The organism is Streptosporangium canum (assembly GCF_900113865.1).
Taxonomy (GTDB): domain Bacteria; phylum Actinomycetota; class Actinomycetes; order Streptosporangiales; family Streptosporangiaceae; genus Streptosporangium; species Streptosporangium canum.
In genome coordinates this window covers 13,836-28,044 of the sequence record NZ_FOQY01000016.1, presented here as the reverse complement: position 1 = coordinate 28,044, position 14,209 = coordinate 13,836, and the positions used below count along the sequence as shown (strand labels likewise).

Here is a 14,209-nt window from a genome sequence, read left to right as displayed (position 1 = left end):
GTCCGCATCACCCGGCTCAGCGGTGATGACCAAGGAGCCACATGTCCAGCAGGATCCTCCCGCCCTCCGGCCCGCCCCGGGTTCTCGCCCTGGCTCAGTTGGCCAACGCCTTCGGGGACGGCGCGTACTACGTGTGCTCGGCGCTGTACTTCACCCGGATCGTGGGGCTCTCCCCGACCCAGGTCGGTTTCGCCCTGACCCTCGGCTGGGCCCTCGGGTCCGTGGCGGGGGTCCCGCTCGGGCATCTCGCCGACCGGTGGGGCGCCCGGGGCACGGCGGCGCTGCTCGCCGTCGCGACCGGCGCGGCGGTCGGCTCGTTCCTGTCCGTCACGTCCTTCGCCCTGTTCATCCTGGTCGCCTGCCTCTACGCCTGCTGCCAGTGCGGGCTCGGGGCCGCCCGGCAGGCGCTGCTCGCCGGGCTGGTGGACAAGGCGCGGCGGACCGGGGTCCGGGCCCATCTGCAGGCGACGGTGAACGCGGGGCTGGCGGTCGGCGCGGCGCTCGGCGGGCTGGCCCTGCACCTCGACACCCGGCAGGCGTATCTGGCGGTCTTCGCGATGGACGCCCTGAGCTTCCTGGTCTCCGCCCTGGTGCTGCTCCGGCTCCCCGCCGTGCCGCCCTCGCCCCCCGCCCCGGCCGGTGAACCGGCCCTGGCGGTGCTCCGGGACAGGCCCTATGCCCTGATCTCCCTCCTCAACATGATCATGCTGCTCTACATGCCCCTCCTCAGCCTGGTGATCCCGCTGTGGATCGTGCAGCGGACCGCGGCGCCGAGCTGGACGGTCTCGGCGCTGCTGGTGCTCAACACGCTGAGCGTGGTGCTCTTCCAGGTGCGGGTGGCCCGGCGGGTGACCGGCCTGAGCACCGCCTCCCGGTCCGTACGGCAGGCGGGCCTGGTGATGCTCGCCTCGTGCGTGGTGTTCGCGCTGTCGGCGGCCGGATCCTCGGCGTGGGCCGCCGGAGCCGCCCTGCTCGTGGCCGCCTGCCTGCAGGTGCTCGGCGAGATGATGCACGCCGCCGGTGCCTGGGAGGTCGGGTTCGACCTGGCCCCGCAGGACAGGCAGGGCCAGTATCAGGGTTTCTTCGGCGCGGGCACGGCCGTCGCGAGGATGCTCGGCCCCCTCCTGCTCACCACGTTGATCATCACCTGGGGTCCGCCGGGCTGGCTCCTGCTGGGCGGCCTGTTCCTGCTGGCCGGCTCCGCCATGGGGCCGGCCGTACGCTGGGCGGAACGGAACCGGGCGGCCGTCTCCACCGCTGTCCCCCTCCGGCAGGCGCCCTCCCTCTGACCTCCGCTTCGCCAAGCTGACCTCCGCTTCTCCAAGAATCAGCCTCCCGAAGGGGGAACTCCAAGGATCAGCCTCCCGAAGGGGGAATGAGAGTGCTTGTCGGCTTGCGCGGGTCGGAGAAACGGACGACGACCCGCCCGGGAAAGCGTTTCCACCCGAACCGGAGAGCCTCCCGCGAGGCCCTGGCGGAGCCGGCCGCCAAAGCGTGTCTGACCTGCGGTTATGTTCCTCTTCATGGGTGCCGGGGCGTCGTGGGGGCTCTCCTGTTCGGGTCTTGACAGGCCGGTTGGCTTCAGGTAGTCCAGAATTGTCGACCCGATCCGTCGCGGATCCGTGGTCCCGCCAGCCGGAGAGCCGGGCACGCATGGCTCCGTTCCCGGGCAGGCGGAGTGGAGGTGCCTATGGCAACCTATGAATATCTTTGTCAGGCTTGCGGACGGTTCGATGTCCGGCTGCCTATGGGGACCGCGCCGGTGTCTCATGACTGCTCCACGTGCGGGCGCGGCGCCCCTCGGGTCTTCTCCCCGCCGGGCTTCTCCCGGGTGCACCCGGCGCTGTCCGCCGCGCTCGATCGCGACGAGCGGAGCCGGGATTCGCCCGACGTCGTCTCCGGTGTCCCCGGCCGGCGCCCTCCACGGCCACCGCATCCGGCACTGGCGCGCCTGCCGCGTCCGTGAGCGGCGGAACACGGCACAACATGTCCATATACGTCCCCCCGGCGAGGCCTGGAGCTCGGCGAAAGCCGGCCTCCAGCCGCCTTCACGGCTGACACGGTCATGGGCACGGTCGTGTCACCGCATGGCGTAGACGGATCACGTTGCCCATCTTGAATTCCCATCACCGACACTAGGGGGTGTCACGGATGGGAGCAGTCGGACTGCTCTACGTCGGCGCGGTGCTGTTCATCAACGGGCTGATGCTCCTGGGAAAGGTCGATCCGCGGGCCGCGGGCATCTTCAACCTCTTCGTCGGAGCGCTGCAGGTGATCACGCCCACCGTGTTGATCATCACCGCCAACGGCAGGCCGGACGTGATCCTCAACGCGTCGGGGATCTTCCTGTTCGGGTTCACCTACCTGTATGTGGGGATCGGCCTGCTCGGTGGGTTCGACACCACCGGGATCGGTTACTTCTCGCTGTTCGTGGCGATCATGGCGCTCGGCTACGCGTTCGCGAACTTCCGGGTCCTCAATGACAGGCCCTTCGCCGTCATCTGGCTCTACTGGTCGTTCCTGTGGCTGCTGTTCTTCCTGCTGCTGGGGTTGAAGCTCGATCACCTGACCACTTACACGGGCTGGGTGACGGCGATCGAGGGATGGGTCACGGCGGCCATCCCGGCGTTCCTCATCCTCATCGGCTACTGGCAGCGCTGGAACCAGAACGTCATCGCGACCCTCCTGCTGGTGTTCGGCGTGGTGGTGTTCGGCGCGCTCTGGCCGCTGACGAGGAAGCGGGGGGCGCTCTCCAGCCGGGCGGGGCCCGCCGGCGGTGAGACGATCGCCGCCCACTAGCCCGCCCGCCAACCGTTCCCGGCGGGCCGGTGAGGACCGCTGCGGGGAGGAGGTGATGCGACCCGCCGACGCCCGATCACCGCGTATCCGATCCAAGAGGAGTAACCGTCATGCCAGAAGTCGTGTTCAGCGTCGACCAGTCGAAGTCGATGCGTGACCAGGCCGTGCCAGGCCACAACCGGTGGCATCCGGACATACCCGTGGTCGCCATGGTGCGGCCCGGGGACGAGTTCCGCGTCGAATGCCGTGAGTGGACCGACGCGCAGTTACACAACGACGACTCGGCCAACGACGTGCGAGACGTCGACCTCACCGTCGCGCACATGCTGAGCGGCCCCATCGGGGTGGAGGGAGCGGAGCCGGGAGATCTCCTGGTGGTCGACATCCTCGACCTCGGTCCGGTGCCCCAGCAGATCGGCGACGCGCCGGGCCAGGGCTGGGGCTACACCGGGGTGTTCGCCAAGGTGAACGGCGGCGGCTTCCTGACCGACTACTTCCCGGACGCCTACAAGGCGATCTGGGATTTCCACGGCATATACGCGACGTCTCGCCACCTGCCCGGCATCCGGTATGCCGGCATCACCCACCCCGGGCTGTTCGGCACGGCGCCGTCGGCGGAGCTGCTGGCCAGCTGGAACCAGCGCGAGCAGGCTCTCATCGACACCGACCCCGACCGGGTCCCGGCCCTGGGCCTGCCGCCGCTGCGTGACAACGCCCTCGCCGGAACGGCGACCGGCGACGTGGCCGACCGGATCGCCAGGGAGGGGGCCCGCACCGTTCCCGCACGGGAGAACGGCGGCAACCACGACATCAAGAACTTCACGCGCGGGGCACGCGTCTTCTACCCCGTCCACGTGAAGGACGCCAAGCTCTCGGGAGGGGACCTGCACTTCAGCCAGGGTGACGGCGAGATCACCTTCTGCGGGGCGATCGAGATGGGGGGCTTCATCGATTTCCGCGTGGACCTCATCAAGGGCGGCATGGAGAAGTACGGCGTCACCACCAACCCGATCTTCATGCCCGGCAACGTCGAGCCGCGGTACTCGGAGTTCATGTCGTTCATCGGCATCTCGGTCGACCACGACACGAACACGAACTACTACCTCGACGCGACGGTGGCCTACCGGCGAGCCTGCCTCAACGCCATCGAATACCTCAAGAAGTGGGGCTACACGGGCGAGCAGGCCTACCTGCTCCTCGGGTCGGCGCCCATCGAGGGCCGGATCAGCGGCATCGTCGACATCCCCAACGCCTGCTGCTCGCTCTACCTGCCCACCGAGATCTTCGACTTCGACGTGCGCCCGAACGCGGAGGGACCCGTCAAGAAGGACAGAGGGCAGTGCGCGGTGACGTCCTGACCGGCAGGACGTAGCGGGGTGTGAGGTTCCGGAGACCGCGGCCGTCCCCGAGTCCGCGGTCCTGGAATCACCGCGCCCGTGGCGGCTGTGGCCTCGGCCCCCTCGTCCGGGGCTCGGACGAGAGGTCTCGCCGCGCCCGCCGAGCGGATCCATGGGCTCGCCTCCCGGTGGGGGCGGGCCTTTCGGCTGTCTGGGCCGGCTCAGCCGTCGTGGTGCGGGTCTTCCGGCTGCCCCGGCCGTCGGGGCGCCGGCGGCGGAGGTTGACCTCAAGCTATGTTGAGGTCTTAGTCTCCTCTTAGGTCGCCGTCCGGGAACGCCGGCGACGCCGTGGCTCCCCAGTGGACCTCCCACGGCGGCGCGGAACGTGATCGCGGCGACCGTGACGATCGCCACGGCCATCCGGCGTGATCCGCCGTGTCCGCGGAGACGGTCCGCGGCACCCCGGATTCTGTCGGTGCTCCGTGGGATCGTCGGAGACCATCCCCCAGACCTCGGAGACAACGCGATGGACATGGAAGTGACCGCGTGGACATCGCTGTACCACGCGATGAACGCGCAGGAGGAGCGACGGCCGTTCTCCATGGCCGCGCTGCGGCGCATCGCCGTGTTCGCCCGGCCCCACCGCCGACTGCTGATCTGGTTCCTGCTGCTCAGCGTCGTGACGGCGGCGCTGGCGGTGGCGACCCCCGTGCTCGCCGGCCGGGTCATCGACGCGATCGTCAACGGCGCGGCGGTGGACGTCGTCGTCAGGCTCGCGGCGCTCATCGCCGTCATCGCGGTGGCGGAGGCCGGGCTCGGGCTGGTGACCCGGTGGCTGTCGGCGAGCATCGGTGAGGGCCTGATCCTCGCCCTGCGCGCCGCGGTCTTCGACCACGTGCAGCGCATGCCGATCGCCTTCTTCACCCGCACCCGCACCGGCGCGCTGGTCAGCAGGCTGAACAACGACGTCATCGGCGCGCAGCGGGCTTTCAGCGACACCCTCTCCGGCGTGGTCGGCAACCTCGTGACGCTCGTGCTCACGCTCATCGTGATGATCGGGACCTCCTGGCAGATCACCCTGCTCGCCCTGGTGCTGCTGCCGGTGTTCGTCCTGCCCGCGCGGCGGATGGGCACCCGGCTGGCGCGGCTCGAACGCGAGTCGGCCAACCACAACGCGGCGATGAGCACGCAGATGACGGAGCGGTTCTCGGCGCCCGGGGCGACGCTGGTGAAGCTCTTCGGCCGGCCCGCCGACGAGTCGGCCGAGTTCTTCACGCGGGCCCGGCGGGTGCGCGACATCGGGGTGCGCACCGCGATGGTGCAGTCGGTGTTCGTCACCGCGCTGATGCTGGTCTCGGCCCTCGCCCTCGCCGTCGTCTACGGTCTCGGCGGGTTCTACGCGCTGAGGGGGCAGCTGGAGCCGGGCGCCGTCGTCGCGATGGCGTTGCTGCTCACCCGCCTCTACGCTCCGCTGACCGCCCTGGCCAGTGCGCGGGTGGAGGTGATGAGCGCGCTGGTGAGCTTCGAGCGGGTCTTCGAGGTGCTGGACCTCAAGCCGCTGATCACCGAGAAGCCGGACGCCCGGCGGGTGCCCGAGGGGCCGGTGTCGGTGGAGTTCGACGCGGTGCGGTTCGGCTACCCGTCCGCGGACAAGGTGTCGCTCGCGTCGCTGGAGGAGGTCGCGACCCTGGACACGCGCGGCGGCGTCGAGGTGCTGCACGGGGTGTCGTTCCGTGCCGAGCCGGGGCAGATGGTGGCGCTGGTGGGGTCGTCGGGCGCGGGGAAGTCGACGATCGCGCAGCTGGTCACGAGGCTCTACGACGCCGAGGAGGGCGCCGTGCGCCTGTCCGGGGTGGACGTCCGGGACCTGTCGGCCGACTCGATCCGCGAGACGCTCGGGATGGTGACGCAGGACGGGCACCTGTTCCACGAGTCGATCCGCGCGAACCTGCTGCTGGCCCGGCCGGGGGCGCCGGAGGAGGAGCTGTGGGAGGTGCTGCGCCGCGCCCGGCTCGTCGACCTCGTCGAGGCGCTGCCCGACGGCCTGGACACCGTCGTCGGCGAACGCGGATACCGGCTCTCCGGCGGAGAGCGCCAGCGGTTGACGATAGCGCGGCTGCTGCTGGCGCGCCCCAGGGTGGTGATCCTCGACGAGGCCACCGCTCACCTGGACTCCACCTCGGAGGCGGCGGTGCAGGAGGCGCTGGGCGAGGCGCTGGCCGGGCGGACCTCGGTGGTGATCGCGCACCGGCTCTCCACCGTCCGGGCCGCGGACCTCATCCTCGTGATCGAGGACGGGCGGATCGTGGAGCGCGGCACGCACACCGATCTCCTCGCCGCCGGCGGCCGTTACGAGGAGCTCTACCGGACCCAGTTCGACCAGCCGTCCGTCAGGGAGGCGGTCCACTGACCGGTCCGCCGACCCGTTGACCCGCCAACCCGCCGACCCGTCGGCGCAAGGGCCGGGACGCGTCGTTCAGCGGCCGGGGAGCCGGGCTTCGGCCCGGGCCCACGACTCCTCCTCGCCCTTGGGGTGGTAGGTGACGAGCCGCTCGCCCTGCCGTACGAGGGCGCGGATGTCGGAGACCACGCCCTGGGCGCGGGCCTGGACCAGGGCGTTGCCCAGGGCGGCGGCCTCCACCGGGCCGGCGACCACCGGCAGGCCGGTCGCGTCGGCGGTCATCTGGCAGAGCAGCGTGTTGCGGGCGCCACCGCCGACCACGTGCACGACCTCCACCTCCTGGCCGCTGAGCCGTACGGCGTCGCGGACCGCCCGGCGGTAGGCGAGGGCGAGGCTCTCCATCACGCACCGCACGACCTGGGCCCGGCCGGCCGGGGGCCGCTGGCCGGTGCGCTCGCAGAACGCGGCGATCCGGGCTGGCATGTCGCCGGGCGGCAGGAAGGCCGGGTCGTCGGGGTCGAACACCGCCTGGAACGGCGGGGCCTGCGCGGCGGCGGCGAGCAGCCCGGCCAGGTCGGAATCGCCCCAGGCGCGCATGCACTCCTGCAGGATCCACAGGCCCATCACGTTGCGCAGGTAGCGGATGGTGCCGTCCAGGCCGCCCTCGTTGGTGAAGTTGGCCAGGCGGCTCTGCGGGGTCAGGACGGGCCGGGGGAGTTCGAGGCCGACGAGCGACCAGGTTCCGGAGGAGATGTAGGCGAACCGGTCGGTGTCGGCCGGCACCGCCGCGACCGCCGAGGCGGTGTCGTGCGAGGCCACCGCGGTGACCGGGGTCGAGCCGGGCAGCCCGGTCTCCGCGGCGACCTCGGCGCGGAGCGTCCCGGCGGCGGCTCCCGGCTGCCGCAGCTCCGGGAGGATCCTGGCGGGCAGGCCCAGCCGTTCGGTCAGCTCTCTGGCCCAGCCGCCGGTCCGCACGTCGTACAGCCCGGTGGTGGAGGCGTTGGTGGCCTCCGCGCCGACGGAGCCGGTCAGCCAGTGGGTCAGCAGATCCGGGATCATCAGCAGCGTCTCGGCGCGGTCGAGGTCCGGCTCGGCGAGCAGCTGGTAGACCGTGTTGAACGGCAGGAACTGCAGGCCACCGGCCTGGTAGAGCGCGTCGGCCCCTACCTCGGCGGCCACCCGCTCCATGATCCCGGCGGTCCGCTCGTCGCGGTAGTGCACCGGGTTGCCGATGAGCCTTCCGGCGCCGTCGAGCAGGCCGTAGTCGACCGCCCAGGAGTCGATGCCGACCGAGTCGACCGGCCCGGCCTCGCGCAGCCCGTCCAGGACACCCCGGTGCAGGGCGAGGATGTCCCAGTGCAGGGTGCCGCCGACCCGGACCGGGCGGTTGGCGAACCGGTGCACCTCGGTGAGGCGCACCCGCCCGCCGTCGATCCGCGCGGTCATCACCCGCCCGCTGGAGGCGCCGAGGTCGACCGCCGCGTAAACGTTCATCGAATCTCCTTGAGCGTGGAGTCCCTGGGTTTCGGCGCCGGGGAGCAAGTCAACGCTCGTCGTCGGGTGGTCGCCGCGGTCCTGCCCGGCCCGCCGGTGGACTCGCGGACGACCAGCTCGGGCTGGAACACGATCTGCCGGTGCGCGTGCGCGCCGGGGTCGCCGCACTCCTCCAGCAGCAGCTCGGCGGCGATCTGCCCGAGCCGGTAGGTGGGCTGCCGGACCGAGCTGAGCGACACCGCCGAGGCCGCCGCGAAGTCGATGTCGTCGTAGCCCATCAGGGCCACGTCGCCGGGCACGCCGACCCCGGCCTGGAGCAGGCCCCGGAGCACGCCGAGGGCGAGCAGGTCGTTGGCGCAGAAGATCGCCTCGGGGAGCCGGCCGGAGGCGATCAGCCTCTCTGCCGCCTCCTGTCCGGCCCGCGCGGTCATGGCCGGCGCCTCCATCGTCTCCAGGACGGTCTCGGGGTCCAGGCCCGCGGCGGCCAGGGCCTGGCCGGCGCCGCGCCCCCGGTCCAGGCACTGCCGGATGGTCCGCGGGCCGGTGAGGTAGCCGATCCTCCGTACGCCGAGATCGAGCAGGTGGGCGACGGCCAGCCGGCCGCCCGCCACGTCGTCGACGGTCACCGAGCACAGGTCGGGCCGGTGCGCGGGATGGTCGACGAGCACCACGCTGATGCCGCGTTCGCGTAGGCCGTCGAGCGGCCCGAGGGCCTCGTCCGAGGGGGTGATGAGCACGCCGCGCACCCGCTGCTCGGCGAAGACGAGCAGGTTGCGCTCCTCTTTGGACCGGGTACCGGCCGAGTTGCCGAGGATCACCGCGTAGCCGAGGTCGCTGGCGACGTCCTCGGCTCCGGCCGCGACGTCGGTGAAGAACGGGTTGCCGATGTCCATGACCGACAGCCCGATGGTCCGGCTGTGCCCGGCGCGCAGCGTCGACGCCGAGCCGTGCCGGACGAAGCCGAGCTCGCGGATCGCCTGCCGGACGCGCTCCCGGGTCGTGGGGGCCACCCGCTCCGGCCGGTTGAGCACGTTTGAGACCGTGCCGGGAGACACCCGTGCGAGCCGGGCGACCTCCTTGATGCTGACAGTCCCCAACCACCCTCCTCGGATCGGTCTCTATTAAAACGTGTTAGGCGGTCTGGCGGCGACCTTATCCAAACACGCCGCGGACCGGTCCGCCACTCCGTCCCTGATGGGGGACGTAACGCATTGGAAACGGGCCCTTCATGCCCCATTGACATGGCCGGATCCTCGGTTTAGCGTCCCGTCAACTCTCTAAAACGTTTTTAGGTCAGGGAAGGGGTGTGGCGCGGTGAGTGAACCGGGCAGAGGGGAGGCGCCGCTCGGGTCGCCCCCCGAACAGGCCCCTCCGGTCCTGGCCCTGGCCGGGGTGAGCAAGGCGTTCGGCGCCGTGCGGGCGCTGCGCGAGGTCTCCCTCCAGCTGTTCGCCGGCGAGGCGCACGCCCTCGCCGGGGAGAACGGGGCCGGGAAGTCCACCCTGGTGAAGACCCTGGCGGGCGTGCACCGCCCGGACACCGGGCAGGTCCTCCTGGACGGCGAGCCGGTGGAGTTCCACAACCCCGCCGACGCCCAGCAGGCGGGTGTGGCGGTGATCTACCAGGAGCCCACGATGTTCCCCGACCTGTCGGTCGCCGAGAACATCTTCATCGGCCGCCAGCCCCGGGCCGCGCTCCGCCGCATCGACCGCGCGACGATGCACGCCAGGGCCACCGAGCTGTTCACCCGGCTCGGTGTGGCACTCGACCCCGAGCAGCCGGCCCGCGGCCTGTCCATCGCCGACCAGCAGCTCGTCGAGATCGCCAAGGCGCTCTCCCGGGACGCCCGGGTGCTCGTCATGGACGAGCCCACCGCGGCGCTCTCCGGGAACGAGGTCGCCCGGCTCTTCAACGTGGTCAAGGCGCTGCGTGAGCAGGGCTGCGCGGTGCTGTTCATCTCCCACCGGCTGGACGAGATCTTCGAGCTCTGCCAGCGGGTCACCACGCTGCGCGACGGCGGCTGGATCGCCAGCGAGCCGGTGGCCGGGCTCACCCACGACGACCTGATCCGCCGGATGGTCGGCCGTGACCTCGACACCCTCTACCCCAAGCAGGAGACCACGGTCGGGGAGGTGGCGCTCAGGGTCGGGCGGCTCACCCGTGAAGGCGTGTTCACCGACGTCTCCTTCGAGGTACGGCGGGGCGAGATCGTGGCGCTCGCCGGGCTGGTGGGGGCGGGGCGCAGCGAGGTCGCCCGCGCGATCTTCGGTGTGGACCGCTGGGACGCCGGGACCGTCGAGGTGAACGGCAGGCGGCTGCCGGCCGCCTCCCCGACCGCCGCGATGGCCGCCGGTCTGGCTCTGGTCCCCGAGGACCGGCGGCAGCAGGGCCTGGTGATGGACCAGTCGATCGAGCGCAACATCGGCCTCACCGGCCTGAAGACGCTGCGCCGCGGTCCGGTGATCTCCCGGGCCGCCGAGCGGGACCGCGCCCGGGACTGGGCGATCCGGCTCCAGCTCAAGTTCAACCGGCTGTCGGACGCGGTGAACGTGCTGTCCGGCGGCAACCAGCAGAAGGTCGTGCTGGGCAAGTGGCTGTCCACCCGGCCCGAGGTGCTCATCATCGACGAGCCCACCCGCGGCATCGACGTGGGCACCAAGGCCGAGGTCCACCGGCTGCTGTCCCAGCTGGCCGCCGACGGGCTCGCCGTACTGATGATCTCCTCCGACCTGCCCGAGGTGCTCGGCATGGCCGACCGGGTGCTGGTCATGCAGGAGGGGCGGCTGGTCGCCGAGATCCCGCGGGATCGGGCGACCGAGGAGAGCGTGATGACCGCAGCGACCGGGAGGGCCTCGTGATCGAGCGCGGCGAGACAGGCGGCGGGCACGGCACACCGGTCGTACGGCCGGTGGTTCCGGAGCCCCCGCGGAGACGCGGGGCGTTCCCGCGGGGCGGAACGGAGGAGAGCGCGTGAGCGCCGTCACCGCCGGGCGGAGCAGCCGGGGCGTGGTGGACCTGGTCTTCCGGGCCCGCGAGCTGAGCATCGTGGCCGCGCTGGCCGTCCTGGTCGCGGTGACCGCGGGCGTCAACGGCAACTTCCTGTCCGGCCAGGGCATGAAGGACATCTTCCTCAACGCCTCCATCCTGGTGCTGCTGGCCGTCGGCCAGTCCGTCGTGGTCATCACCCGCAACATCGACCTGTCCGCCGGTTCGGTCGTCGGCCTGGTGGCCTTCACCACCGGTGACTTCCTGGCCGCCGACCACGGTCGGGGCGTCGTCTTCGCGGTCGTGCTGGGTGTCGCGATCGGCGCGCTCTGCGGCCTGGTCAACGGTCTTCTGGTCAGCTTCGGCCGGGTTCCGGCCCTGGTGGTGACCCTCGGCACGCTGTACGTGATCCAGGGGCTCGACCACCTCATCGCGCACGGCCGGCAGATCAACGCCGTCGACCTGCCCCCGGCGCTGCTGGCGCTGGGCAACGGCACGGTGCTCGGCGTCCCGTACCTGCCGGTGATCGCCGTCGTGGTGATGCTGGCCGTCGGCTACTACCTGCGCTCCTACGCCTCGGGCCGGGACTTCTACGCGATCGGCTCCAGCCCGGAGGCCGCGGGCCTGGCGGGCATCCCGGTGCGGCGCCGCGTGATGGGGGCCTACCTGTTCAGCGGCGCCCTCGCCGGTCTGGCCGGGGTGCTCTGGCTGTCCCGGTTCGGCACCGTGGTCGCCGACGCCGCCAACGGCTGGGAGCTCCAGGTGGTCAGCGCGGTCGTGGTCGGTGGCGTGGCGATCACCGGCGGTGTCGGCACCGTGTACGGCGCGGCACTCGGCGCGCTGCTGCTCACCACGATCACCAGCGCGCTGGTCGTGCTCAAGGTCAACCCGTTCTGGCAGCAGGCCATCACCGGCGCGCTGCTGCTCCTGGCGATCAGCGTGGACCGGCTGCTCGCCCTGCGGGTCGCGCGGGTACTGCGGAGGAGGAACGCCCGACATGGCTCCTGACGTGACGGCCGCGAAGCCCGCGGAGGGCGTGAGCGTCCCGGCCGGGACAGGGCGCGGCTCGCTCGGCCGGTTCCTCCGCTGGGACGTGCTGGTGGGCATGCTGCTGGTGCTCGTCTTCGCCGGCGGCTCGGCCGGGTCGCCCGGCTTCGCGAGCATCGACAACCTGTCCTTCGCCCTCGGCGACCTCGGCGAGATCGCGTTGATCGCGCTGGCGATGACCATGCTGGTGGTCGCCGCCGAGGTGGACCTGTCGGTGGCCTCGGTGCTCGGCCTGTCCAGCGCGCTGGTCGGCAGCCTCTGGGACGCGGGCTGGGCGATCGAGTCCATCATCCCGCTGGTGATCGTGGTCGGCGCCGGGTGCGGCCTGGTCAACGGGCTGCTGGTGACCCGGCTGGGGCTGCCCTCGCTGGCGGTGACGATCGGCACGCTGGCCCTCTACCGGGGCCTGGCCTACGTCGTGCTGGGAGACAGGGCGATCGCCGAGTTTCCCCAGCAGTACGTCGACCTCGCCGTGAACGACGTGCCGGGCACTCCCGTCCCGTACCCGGTCATGCTCTTCATCCTGCTGGCGGCGGTCACCGGCGTGGTGCTGCACGCCACCGGCTTCGGCCGCTCGCTGTTCGCGATCGGCGCCCAGGAGGAGGCGGCGCAGTTCGCCGGCATCCGGGTCAAGCGGATCAAGCTCACCCTGTTCGTGCTGTCCGGTGCCATCGCCGCCTTCGCCGGAGTCGTCTACACCCTGCGGTACGGCAGCGCCCGCGCCGACAACGGCGTCGGGCTGGAGCTGGCCGTCATCGCGGCCGTCCTGCTCGGCGGCGTCGACTTCGACGGGGGCCGGGGCACCCTCGGCGGGGTCATCGCCGGCGTGCTGCTGATCGGGCTGCTCCGCAACCTGCTCATGCTCAACGACGTGTCGACCGAGATCCAGTCCATCGTCACCGGTCTGCTGCTGATCATCTCCGTGATCACTCCGAGGCTCGTCGCCGCGGTGGGGCGGCGCCGGATCCCGGCACCCGCCTCGTCGCCCCCGCCCCCCGAATCCTGAGGGAGAACATCGATGTTCATTTTTCCACGGAGGCTCGCCTCGACGGCGGCCCTGGTCGGTCTGGTCTCGCTCGGGCTCACGGCCTGCGGGGGCACCACCAAGGACTCCGCCCAGCAGGGCGCCGACCCGAAGGCCTCGGCCGCCGCGCCCGCCTCGGCCGACCCGAACGCGCCGATCAAGGAGGGCCTGAAGATCGCCTTCCTGCCCAAGCAGATCAACAACCCGTACGAGACGATCGTCGACAAGGCGGGCATCGAGGCGGCCAAGGAGTACAAGGGTGAGGCCAAGGAGGTCGGCCCGTCCGACGCCTCCGCCTCCTCGCAGGTCTCCTACATCAACACCCTGATCCAGCAGCGGCAGGACGCCATCCTGATCGCGGCCAACGACGCCAACGCCGTCTGCGGCCCGCTCAAGCAGGCCATGTCCAAGGGCATCAAGATCGTCGCTTACGACTCCGACGCCGCCAAGGACTGCCGGAACCTGTTCATCAACCAGGCCGACTCCGAGGAGATCGGGCGCAGCCAGGTCAAGATGCTGGCCGACATGATCGACAGCAAGGGTGAGATCGCGATCCTGTCGGCGACGGCCAACGCGACCAACCAGAACGCCTGGATCGACTTCATGAAGGACGAGCTCACCAAGCCCGAGTACAAGGACATGAAGCTGGTCAAGGTCGCCTACGGCGACGACGACGACCAGAAGTCCTTCCAGGAGACCCAGGGCCTGCTCCAGGCCTACCCCGACCTCAAGGGGATCATCTCCCCGACCACGGTCGGCATCTCCGCCGCCGCCCGCTACATCTCCGGCTCCAAGTACAAGGGCAAGATCACCCTGACCGGTCTCGGCACCCCGAACCAGATGCGCGAGTTCGTCAAGGACGGCACCGTGCAGCAGTTCGCCCTGTGGAACCCCAAGGACCTGGGCTACCTGGCCAGCTACTCCGCCGCGGCGCTCGCCTCGGGACAGATCACCGGCGCCGAGGGCGAGAAGTTCACGGCCGGAAAGCTCGGCGAGTACACGATCGGCAAGGACGGCGAGGTCATCCTCGGCGCGCCGTTCGTCTTCAAGGCCGACAACATCGACGAGTTCGACTTCTGACGGAAGACGTGGGTACGGCGTGCGCCCTGGTGGCGCACGCCGTA

At 71.1% G+C, this 14,209-nt stretch carries 11 protein-coding genes; 9 read left to right on the top strand and 2 right to left on the bottom strand.

Annotation, left to right across the window (positions count from 1 at the left end; all coding sequences use genetic code 11):
- Nucleotides 1-41: 41 nt before the first annotated feature.
- The 5 genes from BM085_RS23035 to BM085_RS23015 all read left to right on the top strand — a co-directional run bounded on the left by BM085_RS23035 (nucleotide 42) and on the right by BM085_RS23015 (nucleotide 6,546).
- The gene (locus tag BM085_RS23035; protein WP_093889015.1) at nucleotides 42-1,289 is read left to right on the top strand and encodes an MFS transporter; all 1,248 of its coding nucleotides are present in this window, start codon (nucleotides 42-44) and stop codon (nucleotides 1,287-1,289) included.
- 401 nt (nucleotides 1,290-1,690) lie between these two features.
- Nucleotides 1,691-1,966 (top strand): FmdB family zinc ribbon protein, encoded by a 276-nt coding sequence (locus BM085_RS47450; RefSeq protein ID WP_093889014.1) that lies wholly within the window; start codon nucleotides 1,691-1,693, stop codon nucleotides 1,964-1,966.
- A gap of 185 nt (nucleotides 1,967-2,151) precedes the next feature.
- Nucleotides 2,152-2,799, top strand: coding sequence for an AmiS/UreI family transporter (locus BM085_RS23025; RefSeq protein ID WP_093889013.1), 648 nt, complete (start codon nucleotides 2,152-2,154; stop codon nucleotides 2,797-2,799).
- Between the two features lie 110 nt (nucleotides 2,800-2,909).
- Entirely contained in the window at nucleotides 2,910-4,157 is a 1,248-nt protein-coding gene (fmdA, locus tag BM085_RS23020; RefSeq protein WP_093889012.1) for a formamidase, read from the top strand.
- 505 nt (nucleotides 4,158-4,662) lie between these two features.
- On the top strand, nucleotides 4,663-6,546 hold the full coding sequence (locus BM085_RS23015) for an ABC transporter ATP-binding protein (protein WP_093889122.1): 1,884 nt from the start codon (nucleotides 4,663-4,665) through the stop codon (nucleotides 6,544-6,546).
- Between the two features lie 66 nt (nucleotides 6,547-6,612).
- Here BM085_RS23015 and BM085_RS23010 read toward each other — a convergent pair whose 3' ends face one another.
- Nucleotides 6,613-8,031 carry a rhamnulokinase gene (locus BM085_RS23010; protein WP_093889011.1) on the bottom strand — a complete coding sequence of 473 codons (1,419 nt, stop codon included), beginning with the start codon at nucleotides 8,029-8,031 and terminating at the stop codon, nucleotides 6,613-6,615.
- Nucleotides 8,028-9,128: a LacI family DNA-binding transcriptional regulator gene (locus tag BM085_RS23005; protein ID WP_093889010.1), complete on the bottom strand. Its 1,101-nt coding sequence runs from the start codon at nucleotides 9,126-9,128 to the stop codon at nucleotides 8,028-8,030. The genes BM085_RS23010 and BM085_RS23005 overlap by 4 nt, the downstream gene beginning before the upstream one ends.
- 295 nt (nucleotides 9,129-9,423) lie before the next feature.
- Between BM085_RS23005 and BM085_RS23000 the strand changes: the two genes are divergently transcribed.
- The 4 genes from BM085_RS23000 (at nucleotide 9,424) to rhaS (ending at nucleotide 14,165) form a co-directional block, all read left to right on the top strand.
- Nucleotides 9,424-10,887, top strand: a complete 1,464-nt coding sequence (locus tag BM085_RS23000; RefSeq protein WP_177245236.1) for a sugar ABC transporter ATP-binding protein — start codon at nucleotides 9,424-9,426, stop codon at nucleotides 10,885-10,887.
- A 112-nt stretch (nucleotides 10,888-10,999) separates the two neighbouring features.
- Complete coding sequence (locus tag BM085_RS22995) at nucleotides 11,000-12,022, top strand: ABC transporter permease (RefSeq protein ID WP_093889008.1); 1,023 nt, start codon at nucleotides 11,000-11,002, stop codon at nucleotides 12,020-12,022.
- Nucleotides 12,012-13,067, top strand: coding sequence for an ABC transporter permease (locus BM085_RS22990; RefSeq protein WP_093889007.1), 1,056 nt, complete (start codon nucleotides 12,012-12,014; stop codon nucleotides 13,065-13,067). Before BM085_RS22995 ends, BM085_RS22990 begins: the two co-directional genes overlap by 11 nt.
- 12 nt (nucleotides 13,068-13,079) lie before the next feature.
- On the top strand, nucleotides 13,080-14,165 hold the full coding sequence (rhaS, locus tag BM085_RS22985) for a rhamnose ABC transporter substrate-binding protein (RefSeq protein WP_093889006.1): 1,086 nt from the start codon (nucleotides 13,080-13,082) through the stop codon (nucleotides 14,163-14,165).
- Nucleotides 14,166-14,209: the final 44 nt, after the last annotated feature.